This window comes from Paraburkholderia gardini (assembly GCF_907164545.1).
In the GTDB taxonomy this organism is placed as follows: Bacteria; Pseudomonadota; Gammaproteobacteria; order Burkholderiales; family Burkholderiaceae; genus Paraburkholderia; species Paraburkholderia gardini.
On record NZ_CAJQZB010000015.1, the window covers coordinates 72636 to 86004 of the forward strand.

Genomic DNA, 13369 nt, shown 5'->3' on the forward strand with positions numbered 1-13369 from the left:
ATGTCGCAGACGCTTGCGCCGACAGATCGCAGCCGCGATCTGTCCCAGCCCGTTGAAAACCTTGGCCCCGACGAACGCATGAAGGCCTCGAGCGACCAGCTGCGCGGCACGATCCGGCACAGCCTGATCGATCAGATCACGGGCGCCGTGTCCGATGTCGACACCAAACTGCTGAAATTCCACGGCATCTATCAGCAGGACGATCGCGATGTACGCGACGAACGCAGACGTCAGAAGCTCGAACCCGCGTATCAGTTCATGATCCGGGTGCGACTGCCCGGTGGCGTCTGCACGCCCGCGCAGTGGCTGAAGCTCGACGAGCTCGCGCGCAGCTACGGCAGCGAGATGCTGCGCCTGACGACGCGGCAGACTTTTCAGTTTCATTGGGTGCTCAAGGACGATCTGCGCCCGACGCTGGCAGGGCTGCACGAAGTGCTGCTCGATACCATCGCAGCCTGCGGGGACGACTCGCGTGGCGTGATGTGCTCGGTCAACCCGCATCTGTCGGCACTGCACGCCGAAGTCCATGATCTCGCCCAGCGTGCGAGCGATCGCGCCATCCCGCGGATGCGGGCCTATCACGAGATCTGGTACGGCGAAGAGCGGCTGGCCTCTTCCGGGCCGGAGGAACCGTTCTATGGCGCCACGTATATGCCGCGCAAGTTCAAGATCGGCTTTGCCATTCCGCCGGTCAACGACATCGACGTCTATACGCAGGATCTGGGTTTCATCGCGATCGCCGGCAACGAGGGTCTCGAAGGTTTCAACGTCGCCATTGGCGGCGGCATGGGTCGCACTGACCAGGTGCCGTCGACTTACCCGCGTCTCGCCGATGTCATCGGCTTCGTCACGCTGGACAACGTTCCCGCGACCTGCGATGCGGTGATGGAACTGCAACGCGATCTTGGCGATCGCAAGGACCGCGCGCATGCGCGGTTCAAATACACGATCGACGACCGCGGTCTCGACTGGATCAAGGCAGACATCGAGCGTCGACTCGGTTTCAGGCTGGATGCGCCACGCCCTTACGTATTCGATTCGAACGGCGATACCCTCGGCTGGCAAACCGGCGACGACGGACGCCACCACGTGACACTCTTTATCGAAAACGGACGCCTTGCCAACCGGCCTGACCGGGCGTTGATGGATGGCCTGCGCGCCATCGCGCGCATCCACGACGGTACGTTCCGTCTGACGCCCAATCAGAACCTGACGATCGCGCAGATCTCCGATGCGAAGCGGCCGGACATCGAACGGCTGCTCGACGAATACCGGCTTCTCGCGTCCGCTGAAGGCAGCGCGTTGCGACTCGGGTCGATGGCGTGCGTCGCATTGCCGACCTGCGGTCTTGCCATGGCGGAAAGCGAACGCTACCTGCCGTCCCTCGTCAGCCGGATCGAGACGATCCTTGAGCGTCACCGTCTTTCGGACGTGCCCATCACGCTGCGCATCAGCGGCTGCCCGAATGGCTGTTCGCGGCCCTACGTCGCCGAGATCGGCCTGACGGGGCGTGCGCCGGGCAAGTACAACCTGTATCTCGGCGGGGGCTTCCACGGTAATCGACTCAACCGGATGTATCTCGGGAATGCCGGCGAAGCAGCCATTCTCGATGCGCTTGACGCCACGCTCGGCCACTTCGCACGTGAGCGCGGCGAGCACGAACATTTCGGGGACTTTGTCATTCGGACGGGCTACGTGAAGGCCGTCGCGGCCGGCCGCGATTTCAACAGCTAACGCAAAACGTCCGCAATTTGCATCAAGGAGAACGTGCCATGTCGATCCAGATCAACCTCACGTCGGAGGCCAACGACATTGTGAGCACCCTGCATCGCCCCGTCTGCGATCTGCTCGGCTGCACGTGGCCGGTCGTGCTGGCAGGCATGGGCGGCGTCGCGCGTTCGGAACTCGTCAGCGCGGTGACGGGCGCCGGCGGTTTCGGCTTTCTGGGCATGGTGCGCGAACCGGTGGCGCTGATCCGCGAGGAAGTCCAGCGCGTGCGCGCACATACCGACCGAAAGTTCGGCGTCAACCTGATCCCGGCCGCGACAGACCCGGAACTGCTGGACGCGCAGATCGATACCTGTATCGAACTCGGCGTGCCGGTCATCGGGCTGTTCTGGGATGTGGTTCCCGCAGTCGTCAAACGGTTGCGCGATGCCGGCATCCTGGTCGTCTATCAGGTCGGATCGACGAGAGACGCGCGTCTTGCCGAAGAGGCCGGCGCCCAGGTACTGATTGCCCAGGGACGGGAGGCCGGCGGCCACGTCTGGGGCGACCGGCCGCTCGCGATGCTGCTGCCGGAAATCGTCGCGGCGGCGCGGATTCCCGTTCTCGCTGCAGGCGGTCTCGTCGATGGAGCCGATATCGCAACAGCGCTTTATTTCGGCGCGCAAGGCGTCGTGCTCGGTACGGCATTGATTCCCACTCACGAATCCTTCGCCCATCCCTATCACAAGCAACGCATCGCCGATGCTGCTGAAGACGCGACCCTTCTGACCGACGCCTTCCACATCAACTGGCCGCGCGGCGCGCGCGTACGGGTGCTTGCGAACAGCGTCACCAGCGGCCAGCGGGGCGACCCGTTCGGCACGGACAGGACCGTGATCGGAGATGAGGAAGGTCGACCCATCTACCTGTTCAGCACCGACTCGCCGATGCGTTCGATGACCGGCGATTTCGAAGCCATGGCGCTTTATGCGGGCACGGGCGCGGGAAGGATCGGCACGATCGTCGGTGCGGCGGAACGTCTGCATCGCATCGTCACCGACGCGGCTGCCCTCCTCGACTCTGGTGCCGCACCGATGCAGCCCGCCGACGCCGGCGGGATGCATGACACACCGCTGGCGGAGACGAACCGGGGTGAGTTGCTGGCCGCGCTGAACGAATTGCTGGAGGCCGAGCGCGCGGGTGCGCGCGTGACGTCGCAGACAGCGGCTGAAATCACCGCGCCGGAACTCAGACAACTGATAGCCGGCATCCGTCAGGACGAAGCACGCTGGTGCGGTGTACTGACGAAAGCGATTTTGTCGCTGGGCGCGACGCCGACCCGTCGCACCGGCGCCTTCTATGAAAAGGCGATGGCTATCGCCGATCTGCCTCAACGCATGGCTTTTCTGAACCGCGGCCAGGGATGGGTTGTCCGCAGGTTGCAGGCGTTGCTGCCGGAAATTCGTGACGGGCGCATCCGCAACGACCTGGTCGCGATGCTCGCCTCTCACGAAAAAAACATCAGGCGCGTCGAAATTCAGCTTTCCCCTACTGACGACCGCGCGCCGTCAGTCAACGTATGACGGACACACCTTCCTTTAAAGAACTGCCTGACCCCTGTCTAACACCAGAAAAACGGAGAAGTCGGACTATCGGGACGTCAAGGGTCAGTTCGACCGGATCACGAGCGTCGGCATGTTCGAACACGTCGGCCGCGAGAATCTGCCGGACTACTTCACGCGCGTGCAGAAGCGCCTCGCCGACGATGGCGTCATCATGAATCACGGCATTACATCGACCGATCCGGGCAGCGGCGAAGCAGCGTACGGCGGCGGTGAATTCATCGACAGGTACGTGTTTCCCGACGGCGAGCTTCCCCACCTCAGCCTTGCGCTGAATGCGATGCAGGAGGGCGGGCTCGAAGCCTTCGACGTCGAAAACCTGCGTCGCCGCTATGCAAGGACCCTGCGGCTCTGGAGCGATAACTACGAAGCTCATGCATCGACGCTGCGCAAGATGGTCGACGAGGAGAAGTACCGCATCTGGCGTATCTATCTGGCGGGCTGCGCCTACGCGTTCGAGAACGACGATGTCGCCATTTACCAGATCGTTGGGCGCAAGGCGGGCCGTCGGGCCGACACACTGCCCTGGTCTCGCCGCTATATCTATCAGGGAGATTCCCACTGACGCAAAAAACCTGCGCGACCGGCAAGGTCGGGACCGGCGACGGCCCGGTGCGTTGAAACCGCGCACATCCCGTGCAAAACCGGCCTCCGGTCACGCGATAAAAAGCCTGCCGTACCGAAAACTTCAGCCCCTGGTCAGGGCGTTCCACATGAGAGGTCAATGTCATGAGCACTATCCGTCTGGGCGATACCGTGCCCGACTTCGAGCAGGACACGTCGATGGGCCATATCAGGTTTCATGAATGGGCCGGTGACACCTGGGTCGTTCTCTTTTCCCATCCCGCGGATTTCACCCCGGTCTGCACCACTGAGTTGGGGCTGACCGGAAAGCTGCAGCCCGAATTCGAAAAACGCAACGTCAAGGCCATCGCCCTTTCGGTGGACGACGTCGAGTCGCACAAGGCGTGGAGGAAGGATATCGAAGCAACACAGAAGACGGTCGTCGGCTTTCCCATCATTGCCGACAAGGACCGGAAAGTCGCCACGCTCTACGACATGATTCACCCGAATCAGTCGGGAACGGCGACGGTGCGCGCCGTCTTTATCATCGATCCGCAGAAGAAGCTGCGCCTGACGCTCACCTACCCCTTAAGCATCGGCCGCAACTTCGACGAGATCCTGCGCGCTATCGACGCGCTGCAGTTGAGTGATGCCAGCAATATCGCAACGCCTGGCAACTGGAAAAATGGCGACGACGTGATCATCCCGCTCACGTTTCAGGACGAGGACGTCATCAAACAGAAGTTTCCGAAGGGATATCGCGCCGAGCGGCCTTACCTGCGCTTCACGCCGCAACCGGACAAGTAAGCGGCTGGCTGGCGCCCGGTCGATGACGCCCGGAGTAGCGTGCCGGCGCTCCTGACAATGCCGCCTGTTGATCCGGCAACAAGATGTCCGGAGGGTACCGCGTCAGTGCCCTCCGGTTTCACCCTGCGCCTGTCCTCATCGCGAGGATCAAGCTACGGCTCCGGGGGCCGTAGACCGCCTCGAACGAGATCGCTCCCCTGCTAGCCGAGCATGCCTGAACCGAAAATCTCGGTATGGACGCGCGCTGCCTCGACTCCGAGACGACCAAGAGTTTCCTTCTGCTCGATCATGAACGGCAATGGGCCGCACACATAGAAGTCAGCGCCAGCGATCAGCTCTTCGTCAACCAGCGACGACAGGTCGATCCGGCCGGTCGCATCGTAGTCGGTGCCGGGAATATCGTCTTCACCGACCGCCTCATAGTAGACGTGCTTCGAGAGCATCCTGCGACGAGTCGCACATTCATTCACCCAGTCCTTGAATGCGTGGACGCGACCGTTGCGGCACGCATGCGCGAACACGATCCGTCGATCGTTCCGATCCTGAACCAGAAACGAAAGCATTGAGATCATTGGTGTGATGCCAACACCGCCGCTCACTAGCACCACCGGCGTATGTTTTGTCGTATCGAGTGCAAAGACCCCTGCCGGCGCGCTGACCTCGAGCAACGCACCTACGTTGACGCCATCATGCAGTACGTTCGAGATGACACCGGGTGTCGTCTCAATGTTGCCCGGTTCACGTTTTACCGAAATGCGCAGGTAATTGCTGGTGGGTGCATCCGATAAACTATATTGACGTGGTTGTTCATAGCCGAGCACGTCGATGTAACGCTTTACGCTTACATACTGACCTGGCTTGAAGCGACCCGGCGATCTGCCGTCGACCGGTTCCAGATAGAACGAGGAGATCTCATCGCTTTCGTGAACCTTGCGAACCACGGTAAAAGGGCGAAACCCTTCCCAGTCGGCAAGATCGTACAGCTTTCTTTCGACCCCGATCATCAGGCCCGCAAGCTGCGCATAGGCGGCCGACCATGCGTCGACAGTCTCGGCGTCGACTGCGTCGCCCAGTACCTCCACGATCGACGCGAGCAGATGCTCGCCGACGATGTCGTATTGCGCGGGCGCGATGTTCAGGCTGACGTGCTTGTTCGCAATGTGCGCGACGGCTGGACCAAGCGCGTCGATATTGTCGATGTGTGCAGCGTAGGCCCATACCGCGTGCGCGAGTGTCTCCGCCTGGTTCCCGTTTTTCTGGTTCGTTTGATTGAAAACGTTCCTGAGCTCCGGATGATGCGTGAACAGCCGTCGATAGAAATGTTTTGTGATCGTCACGCCATGTTCGGCAAGAACGGGAGCCGTGGATTTGACCTTCTTCATCTGTGTGGGAGTGAGTTGCGTCATGATGTCCTTCCGCCTAAAGATGCACAAATGATGCATTATTTGTGCACGATCCGCGGTGGGCGTTTTGTCGCACGATAAGGCGATATCCAAGCCGCCTCCCGGCGGTCATGGCGAGGCCGGACTGGTCCACAAAGTGGACCGGGTACATAACGAACCGGGAGGCAAGATCCACTTCTGGGGCACGATGATCACGTTCAACCTCACGTTCTTCCCCGTACACTTTCCGGGCCTGGCCGGTATGCCGCGTCGATGTTCAGACTATCCAGAACAGTTCAAGGATTTCAATCATGTGGCAACAATTAGCGCGTTTGGCTTTGGACTGCTGCAGGTGTATTTTCTATTTTTCGTCGCATTGCCCACTTATCGCGGAGTCGGCCACGAGAAGGCGGCCGGAAAGCCATGGGAAGGCGCGAAGGGCGCGAATGGACGGTCTCAGGCCCTGCGGATTTCACCCATCCTCGGGTAAGCAACCAGAGTGCTCCCCATCACTGGTGTAAAGGAACAACGGATGAAATTCGAAGTAAAGAACATGACGGGTGGCGATGACTCGCGCGTCATTGCTAAAGCGATCGGCAGCGTCCATCCGGATGCGAAGGTCGACGTCGACGAAAGCACGCGCTGCGTCACAGTGGGCTCATGGCTGCTGGCGGAAGAATTCCTGATCGCATTCGAGGAAGCTGGTACAACGTGCGGATAACGGAAGGCTAGCGCCGCTCGCTGCCAGTCCGTTTTGGGGAGGTGATTCATGAACCAGCCCAGGTACCCTGCATCAAGTGCGGCGATCGCGGTGGCCGACGCGCACGTCACGCAATTCCCCTGCTGCATACGCGGCCCTGTCAGGACGGACGCTGGAAGCGGGGCAACTGAACAGGAAATCATGGAGGCCATCCGGGTTGCTGCTGAAATGCGCGCTGACGTGCCATATGCGCATTCAGTGCTGACGCTCGAAACGATGGACGTTCAACCCATACTCACATCCCGCGCACGATACACGACGACGAGCCCCACATAGAGCAATCAGACAGTGAACAAGCATAAGCGTCCACCTTCTTCCCTCGCAAGCCTTCTGACCGATGTGCGTGCCTGTCGGGTATGTTCGCAATATCTGCCACTCGGCCCTCGCCCGATCGTACGCGCTGGAGCGGATGCACGCATTCTCATTGTCGGTCAGGCACCGGGTGCCCGCGTGCATGAATCGGGCATTCCATGGAACGACGCCAGCGGCGATCGCTTACGCAAATGGCTCGGCGTCGACGTCGCCACATTCATGGACGAGTCGCAGTTCGCCATTATTCCAATGGGATTCTGTTATCCGGGGCGAGGCAATGGCGGCGACAAACCGCCGCGCCGTGAGTGCGCGAAATTATGGCTCGACAGCCTGCTTGAGAAGCTGCCGGAGATCCAGCTAACCTTGCTGATCGGGCAATATTCGCAACGTCATTTTCTGGGTAGCGACCGCAAGCCGTCGCTAACTGAAACGGTCAGGGCCTGGCGAGAATACGCACCCGCCTTCATTCCGTTGCCGCACCCGTCACCGCGTAACCAGGCGTGGTTTCAGCGACACGTCTGGTTCGAAAGCGAGGTACTCCCGATGCTGCGTGAAAGGATCGACCAGCTCGTGACGCATGGCGTGAGTCAGAACGGATAACACGCATCGAAACGTTTTCCAGAACGGAGCAAGACATGCCACGCACGAACCGGAAAAAATCGAAAATCCTTGTCAAACGGGCCTATGAAGATGCCAGGCCGGAAGATGGTTACCGTGTGCTCGTCGACCGCATCTGGCCTCGCGGGCTAAGCAAGGCGACGCTTGAACTCGATCAGTGGGAGCGCGACCTCGCGCCAGGCACGGAACTGCGCAAATGGTTTGGCCACGATCCGAAGCGATGGGACGCCTTTCAGCAACGCTACCGAAGCGAACTTGAAAGTGAAGAGATGCAGGAACGTATGCGACACCTGCTAGCCGAAGCGGACGGCCAGACCATCACGCTCGTTTATGGCGCAAAGGACGAGGAGCACAATCAGGCAATCGTTCTCCAGAGCGTATTGTCGAGTCTGAATGGAGGATGACGCTCGCAGCGTGCTCATGTTTTCGACGAGGTTCGATACCGCGCGAACGGACGGGCAGATCGGCAGCGGACACGTTGCCCTGCGCAGCGTGCGCCCGGCGGACAGAGAACATCACTGATCAGGGATCGCACGGCTCGCCTCTGGCACTCGCGGAATGCCCGCGAACTGAACGGAATGCAGGCACTCCGGCCAGATACCCGATTCGCCTGGTAGTCACGCAATAATCTCTGCGAATGCCGCCCGGTTTCCGTGTCCCATACTTGCGATTTTCCATCCTGCCATCGCCATATGTGTTGCGTCGGCAACACCCGGTCCGCCCGGTCATATATATCACTTCATGATATATAATTGAATGCAAGCCCTCGCGGTCTCGCGCGCGTGAGGCACCCAGTTCGTTACGACACGAGGGAGGTATCGTGATCATTAACAACGACTTCGAAATCGGCTATCTGCTGGTTGCATTCGCATTGCTGGGCATCATTCTCATCGGCAGTCTGTTCAGCATGCTGCATCTCGAGCGGTGGCATCCGAGACTCATAGGCGCGGCACTCGGCGCACTACTCGGCTTCGTGCTGATCGAAGCGGTGCCGATGTTCACCTGAACCGGTTCACGGCAAAACCCATTCGGGCGCGCAATCCAGAAGGCGCAGCGAAACCTGGTAAAGGACTGACGATGACCCCGTTCAACCGGATCCTGCTCTGCTACGACGGCACGCCGGAAGGGCAGCTTGCGTTGCGCTGCGGCGCAGCACTCGCGCAGCAACTCCAGGCTGAAACCCATCTGCTGTCGATTCTCGATTGCTCGTACTGGTCGAGTGGATTCGACGTTCTGTCCGCGATGAAATTCGAAGTCGATGAGCAGGCGGCGCGGGAAACACTGCGCGAGGGCATTGACCGTCTGCAGGCATGGGGTGTGGCCGCGACGGGCCACTATTCGACAGGAAACGCGGTCGACCAGATTTCCCGTCTGGCCAATTCATTGAAGGTCGACCTGATCGTCATCGGACATCACCCACATGGCTTTTTTGCGCGCTGGTGGACCGGAGAAAACCACGCATTGCTGCTCAACCGCGTGTCGTGCGGCGTCCTGTTCGAGGTCACTGAAGCGCGCGCGGAATCTTCCAGATGATGTCGGCATTGTGTTCGCGGGCTTCACGCATCATGTCGAGAAACGACCAGGCTGGCTGCGAAAGTCCACTGCCAGATTCCTGACCGTGTTCGCGGGGGAATTGCAGCGATTCGAGGGCAAGCTCCGCTTTTTCGTCATCGGAGATAGCCGCTTCAACACGCCTGATCGCGCCGGGTAGTTCGTCGTGCAGGATGACACCACGCGCATCGAGCCGTTTGCCGACGAGCCCCAGCAGATACTGGGCAAGCTCCCTGAGCATCACGACATCAGGCGTTGCGGGCGATTGAAACGTGATCAGCATGATGGCTCCTTGATTTGATCTTATTGCACGATCGCACCAGAAAGCCGTTGAGCAAAACGAATGAGGCGCGTCTCGACGATGCAGACGGAAAGGCCTCGGATCTACCCACGGCGATGCTCTCGTGGAAGTGAGGCAACGCATCTTTCACACTGTGACGACAGCGAGGGCCTTCAGGATGACTGGCATTGCGCATCGGAGCGAAGCACGGCGTCCCCATCGGTACGCGCAATCCGGGCAAATCATCGTTGTAGTTTCATCCGGACTGCTCCTGCTCAAGGTCCAGCCACCAGAAGGCCTGCCATCATTTTATATCACGACATGATTTATTAGGGCTGGAAATAGCATCTATTGACGTTCCTTGCGACAGCCGTCGAACTGTTTTGACTCTATGGTCAACCCGCTTCTGCTGCACTGCCGCAGTCCGAACCACTTTTTATACCACGACGAAATATACCTGGCATAGCCACCGTTCCGTTGCCAGATTGAATTCAGACATAAATATCATAATTTGATATAATTTACGTTTCCCCTGTTTCTCGACGGAGCGCCGATGAAAGCCCTCGCTCGCAGCTTGACCAAGACAGACTTCGAGCAACTATCCGAGTTTCGCTATCAGATGCGGCGCTTCGAGCGTTTTTCTGAACAGGCCGCGCAGCACGAGGACATCACGCCATTGCAGTATTTGCTGCTCCTGCACATCAAGGGCTACCCGAAGCGCGACTGGGCGACCGTCGGCGAACTCGCGGAACGGTTCCAGGCGCAGCATCACGGCGTAGTCGCGCTCGTGTCCCGCTGTGAGGCGCTCGATCTCGTCCGCAGAAAAGTCAGTGAGACAGACCGGCGGCAGGTCGAGGTCCATTTGCTGAAAGCGGGCGAGCAAGTGCTTGCCCGTCTCGCCGAGATGCATCGTACCGAACTGAAGTCGCTCGACGGCGCCTTTAACGTCCCCCAGATTGATTTTTGAGTCACAGCGCGTTTCGATATCCGTAAGCGCGATTTTTCCATCAATACGCGGCTTGCCGGCATTTCCGCGCTCGCCGCGGCGATCGGCACGCTCAGCACGTTCGCGGTGTTCGTGCTGCCGGGCCTGATTCACCTGTTCACCAGCCTGTTTTCTTCCAGGAATTTTCGTTTGCGAACCGCTCGCGGGCCCTTAATGCACTGGGGATCCCGGTGGTAATCATTCCGGTAACCGGCGGCCTCATCGCCGGCTTCATGGCGCGCTACGGCCCGGAGAAGATTCGTGGGCACGGCATTCCGGAAACAATTGAAGCCATCCTGTTCGGCGATTGCTTCAAAGACGCGCGCCTCGCAAACCGTAACCAGGAAGGCGGGAACGCGGCTCTCACACGTGACATCGAACACCCTATCCACGATCCGACTGGTTGCGGATCGCATGCGCACTGGATGCCCGGATACTTTGTGCAGACGGAAATCGTCGTGTCAAAATATGTACCGGCGGTTTTGTCCTTTCCTGCGCGAATCATCATCGCGCGAAATCGATGCCGCAGTGTGCGACGTATCCAGATTCGACGGCACCCGCTGCAATCGGATGATCGCGAACGTACTATCACGGGTAGCTGGCGATGATGGCCACGACACTTGCACACCAACGATATAAATCCCCTCCTCTCCCCGGAGCCTCTCACTGTGTCCTGGCGATACTGGGCATTCTCTGCGTGGTCGCAAGCCCGGGTGCGCAAGCGCGGGCAATCAGGATCGTATCGGGTAGCGACGGCACGAACTGCGGAGCGCCACGAGGCAACGCGACTCATGACCTCGCCCGTCAGTGCGACGGTCTCCAGACTTGCCGGTACGTACTGCACAAGGGAATCACGGGTGCTCCATCCATGAGCTGCCACAAGGACTTTCGAGCCGAATGGCGGTGTACCGACACCGAATTCCACACCGCCGCGCTTAGCCCTGAAGCAGGGTCGAGCAGTACCCTTGTACTGAGTTGCGTCGAAGAGACCGGCCCAGGCAGATAGACGCCGCAGTGCAAACGGCTCACGAAAAATACCTGGTTTGCCTGGGTACCTGACGGCATCTCGAACGGCATGAGCCATTCGGGGTCGTGCGGGCTCCAGCCAGAACCCTTCGCGCGATTGGGGCAGAACATATATATCACAAAGTGATATATAATGATTTTGACACAGTGCGCTCCCCGAGGCTGGGCAGCAGCACGCGTGAGCAGTGGCCATTCATATGGCGGCGTAGCCGCTGCCCGGCTGCTGGATAGTGGGTATCTCGAATCGGAGCGAATGACGATATGCCTGCGTTCGGGCGCATCCTGTTGTGCTATGACGCAACCCGTGAGGGGCGGCGAGCATTGCGTCATGGCGCCTCACTGGCCGGGCAGGTCAAGGCGGAAACGCACCTGCTTGCTGTCCTGAATAGCTCGACGTGGCAGCAAGGGACCGAGATTGCGTCGACCGTACCGCTCGATGTCCTGGAACAGTCTGCGAGAGAGATCCTTCGCGATGGAATCGAAAAGCTCGCCGCGCGTGGAATCATCGCAACGGCCCATTTCGCGATTGGCGATCCTCTGGAGCAGATTCCGCTTTTTGCCAATGAACTGAAAGTCGACCTGATCGTCGTTGGACATCGCCGAAGCGGTCGGGTCAGGCGATGGTGGAGCGGCAAGAACGACGGATTGCTGCTGGACAGGGTTTCCTGCGCCGTGCTCGTCGCCATGGAGCCGGAAGACGCGGATACACACGAGCCGGTAGAGGTGCTCTCCGCTCGCGTGTAAGCGCATCGTGAAAAACTCGTCGCCAGACGGCTGGACAGCCATGACTCAGACCGCGCCAATACTTCGGAACATGACTTACAGAACCATTGAAAGTGTCATTGGCAACACGTCGCTCGTCGAACTCGTTCGTCTTCCCGATGAAACGATCCGGGCGCGCAACAATGTCATCCTCGGCAAGCTGGAGGGCAACAACCCTGCGGGTTCAGTCAAGGATCGCGCCGCGCTGTCGATGATCAAGGGGGCTGAGCGTCGCGGACGCATACGGCCTGGCGACGTACTGATCGAAGCGACCAGTGGCAACACCGGCATTGCGCTAGCCATGGTGGCCGCCCTGCGCGGCTACCGGATGGTGCTGCTCATGCCGGAGGATGTTTCCGTCGAGCGGTGTCGCAGCATGGCAGCGTATGGCGCCGAAATAATCCTGACGCCGGCCAAGGGCGGCATGGAGTGTGCGCGGGACATCGCCGGGCAGATGGAACGGGAAGGCAAGGGAATCGTCCTCGACCAGTTCTCCAATCCGGATAACCCGCTTGCTCACTACGAAGGAACCGGTCCCGAGATCTGGCGTGAAACACAGGGACGCATCACTCATTTCGTTTCGGCCATGGGAACGACCGGGACCATCATGGGCGTGAGCCGGTTTCTGAAAGAGCAGAATTCCGCCGCGCAGATCGTGGGGGCCCAGCCTGAAGAAGGCTCACGCATTCCAGGCATACGCAAATGGTCCGACGGATATCTGCCGGCATTCTTTGAGCCCACACGAATCGATCGGACCGAGTCGGTGAGTCAGGCGGCGGCCGAAACCACAGCGCGTCGCCTTGCTGCGCTCGAGGGAATCTTTTGTGGAATTTCAGCGGGTGGTGCGTGCGCCGTCGCAATGCGCATCGCTCAGGAGGTCGAGAACGCGACGATCGTGTTCGTCGTTTGTGATCGAGGCGATCGTTACCTGTCAACAGGCGTGTTTCCAGCGTGATGAACATCGCGAAGGCCGGCCTGGCGCTACCTGCAACC

Annotated in this window: 14 protein-coding genes and 2 pseudogenes; 14 read left to right on the forward strand and 2 right to left on the reverse strand. The window is 59.9% G+C overall.

Annotated elements, in window-relative coordinates; translation table 11 throughout:
* The 4 genes from LPA37_RS12880 to LPA37_RS12895 all read left to right on the forward strand — a co-directional run bounded on the left by LPA37_RS12880 (position 1) and on the right by LPA37_RS12895 (position 4700).
* Positions 1-1734, forward strand: coding sequence for an NADPH-dependent assimilatory sulfite reductase hemoprotein subunit (locus LPA37_RS12880; RefSeq protein WP_228976148.1), 1734 nt, complete (start codon positions 1-3; stop codon positions 1732-1734).
* Between the two features lie 38 nt (positions 1735-1772).
* Entirely contained in the window at positions 1773-3290 is a 1518-nt protein-coding gene (locus LPA37_RS12885) for a nitronate monooxygenase (protein ID WP_229012749.1), read from the forward strand.
* Positions 3291-3324: 34 nt separating this feature from the next.
* Positions 3325-3894: a class I SAM-dependent methyltransferase gene (locus LPA37_RS12890; protein ID WP_267478172.1), complete on the forward strand. Its 570-nt coding sequence runs from the start codon at positions 3325-3327 to the stop codon at positions 3892-3894.
* A gap of 164 nt (positions 3895-4058) precedes the next feature.
* Positions 4059-4700 carry a peroxiredoxin gene (locus tag LPA37_RS12895; protein ID WP_229012750.1) on the forward strand — a complete coding sequence of 214 codons (642 nt, stop codon included), beginning with the start codon at positions 4059-4061 and terminating at the stop codon, positions 4698-4700.
* 200 nt (positions 4701-4900) lie between these two features.
* Here the strand turns inward: LPA37_RS12895 and hmpA are convergent, their stop codons facing one another.
* Complete coding sequence (gene hmpA / locus LPA37_RS12900) at positions 4901-6106, reverse strand: NO-inducible flavohemoprotein (RefSeq protein ID WP_229012766.1); 1206 nt, start codon at positions 6104-6106, stop codon at positions 4901-4903.
* Positions 6107-6228: 122 nt separating this feature from the next.
* Between hmpA and LPA37_RS12905 the strand changes: the two are divergent.
* The 6 genes and pseudogenes from LPA37_RS12905 to LPA37_RS12930 all read left to right on the forward strand — a co-directional run.
* A pseudogene (locus LPA37_RS12905) lies at positions 6229-6556 on the forward strand (cbb3-type cytochrome c oxidase subunit I); the annotation flags it as partial.
* A 58-nt stretch (positions 6557-6614) separates the two neighbouring features.
* Positions 6615-6803 (forward strand): copper chaperone, encoded by a 189-nt coding sequence (locus LPA37_RS12910; protein ID WP_228976154.1) that lies wholly within the window; start codon positions 6615-6617, stop codon positions 6801-6803.
* A gap of 327 nt (positions 6804-7130) precedes the next feature.
* On the forward strand, positions 7131-7754 hold the full coding sequence (locus LPA37_RS12915; protein WP_229012751.1) for a uracil-DNA glycosylase family protein: 624 nt from the start codon (positions 7131-7133) through the stop codon (positions 7752-7754).
* 35 nt (positions 7755-7789) lie between these two features.
* Positions 7790-8176: a DUF488 domain-containing protein gene (locus LPA37_RS12920; protein ID WP_228976158.1), complete on the forward strand. Its 387-nt coding sequence runs from the start codon at positions 7790-7792 to the stop codon at positions 8174-8176.
* Positions 8177-8592: 416 nt separating this feature from the next.
* A complete protein-coding gene (locus LPA37_RS12925) occupies positions 8593-8778 on the forward strand; it encodes a hypothetical protein (protein ID WP_228976160.1) in 186 nt (61 codons plus the stop codon).
* A gap of 71 nt (positions 8779-8849) precedes the next feature.
* Positions 8850-9305 carry a universal stress protein gene (locus LPA37_RS12930; RefSeq protein WP_228976162.1) on the forward strand — a complete coding sequence of 152 codons (456 nt, stop codon included), beginning with the start codon at positions 8850-8852 and terminating at the stop codon, positions 9303-9305.
* Here the strand turns inward: LPA37_RS12930 and LPA37_RS12935 are convergent.
* Entirely contained in the window at positions 9274-9606 is a 333-nt protein-coding gene (locus LPA37_RS12935; protein WP_228976164.1) for a DUF1840 domain-containing protein, read from the reverse strand. The genes LPA37_RS12930 and LPA37_RS12935 overlap by 32 nt on opposite strands.
* A 550-nt stretch (positions 9607-10156) precedes the next feature.
* On the opposite strand from LPA37_RS12935, the gene LPA37_RS12940 reads away from it, so the two are divergent.
* From LPA37_RS12940 to cysM, 4 genes and pseudogenes are all read left to right on the forward strand, one after another.
* Positions 10157-10570: a MarR family winged helix-turn-helix transcriptional regulator gene (locus LPA37_RS12940; protein ID WP_228976167.1), complete on the forward strand. Its 414-nt coding sequence runs from the start codon at positions 10157-10159 to the stop codon at positions 10568-10570.
* 18 nt (positions 10571-10588) lie between these two features.
* A pseudogene (locus tag LPA37_RS12945) lies at positions 10589-10893 on the forward strand (chloride channel protein); the annotation flags it as partial.
* A gap of 982 nt (positions 10894-11875) precedes the next feature.
* Entirely contained in the window at positions 11876-12358 is a 483-nt protein-coding gene (locus tag LPA37_RS12950) for a universal stress protein (protein WP_228976171.1), read from the forward strand.
* Between the two features lie 70 nt (positions 12359-12428).
* Complete coding sequence (gene cysM, locus LPA37_RS12955) at positions 12429-13331, forward strand: cysteine synthase CysM (protein WP_229012752.1); 903 nt, start codon at positions 12429-12431, stop codon at positions 13329-13331.
* The last annotated feature ends 38 nt before the right edge of the window (positions 13332-13369 follow it).

Excerpts from the sequence above, each read along its gene's own strand:
- LPA37_RS12940 (WP_228976167.1), top strand. The coding sequence starts at position 10,157 with ATGAAAGCCCTCGCTCGCAGCTTGACCAAGACAGACTTCGAGCAACTA.
- hmpA (WP_229012766.1), bottom strand. The coding sequence starts at position 6,106 with ATGACGCAACTCACTCCCACACAGATGAAGAAGGTCAAATCCACGGCT.
- LPA37_RS12885 (WP_229012749.1), top strand. The coding sequence starts at position 1,773 with ATGTCGATCCAGATCAACCTCACGTCGGAGGCCAACGACATTGTGAGC.
- LPA37_RS12920 (WP_228976158.1), top strand. The coding sequence starts at position 7,790 with ATGCCACGCACGAACCGGAAAAAATCGAAAATCCTTGTCAAACGGGCC.
- LPA37_RS12935 (WP_228976164.1), bottom strand. The coding sequence starts at position 9,606 with ATGCTGATCACGTTTCAATCGCCCGCAACGCCTGATGTCGTGATGCTC.
- LPA37_RS12910 (WP_228976154.1), top strand. The coding sequence starts at position 6,615 with ATGAAATTCGAAGTAAAGAACATGACGGGTGGCGATGACTCGCGCGTC.
- LPA37_RS12950 (WP_228976171.1), top strand. The coding sequence starts at position 11,876 with ATGCCTGCGTTCGGGCGCATCCTGTTGTGCTATGACGCAACCCGTGAG.
- cysM (WP_229012752.1), top strand. The coding sequence starts at position 12,429 with ATGACTTACAGAACCATTGAAAGTGTCATTGGCAACACGTCGCTCGTC.
- LPA37_RS12895 (WP_229012750.1), top strand. The coding sequence starts at position 4,059 with ATGAGCACTATCCGTCTGGGCGATACCGTGCCCGACTTCGAGCAGGAC.
- LPA37_RS12930 (WP_228976162.1), top strand. The coding sequence starts at position 8,850 with ATGACCCCGTTCAACCGGATCCTGCTCTGCTACGACGGCACGCCGGAA.
- LPA37_RS12880 (WP_228976148.1), top strand. The coding sequence starts at position 1 with ATGTCGCAGACGCTTGCGCCGACAGATCGCAGCCGCGATCTGTCCCAG.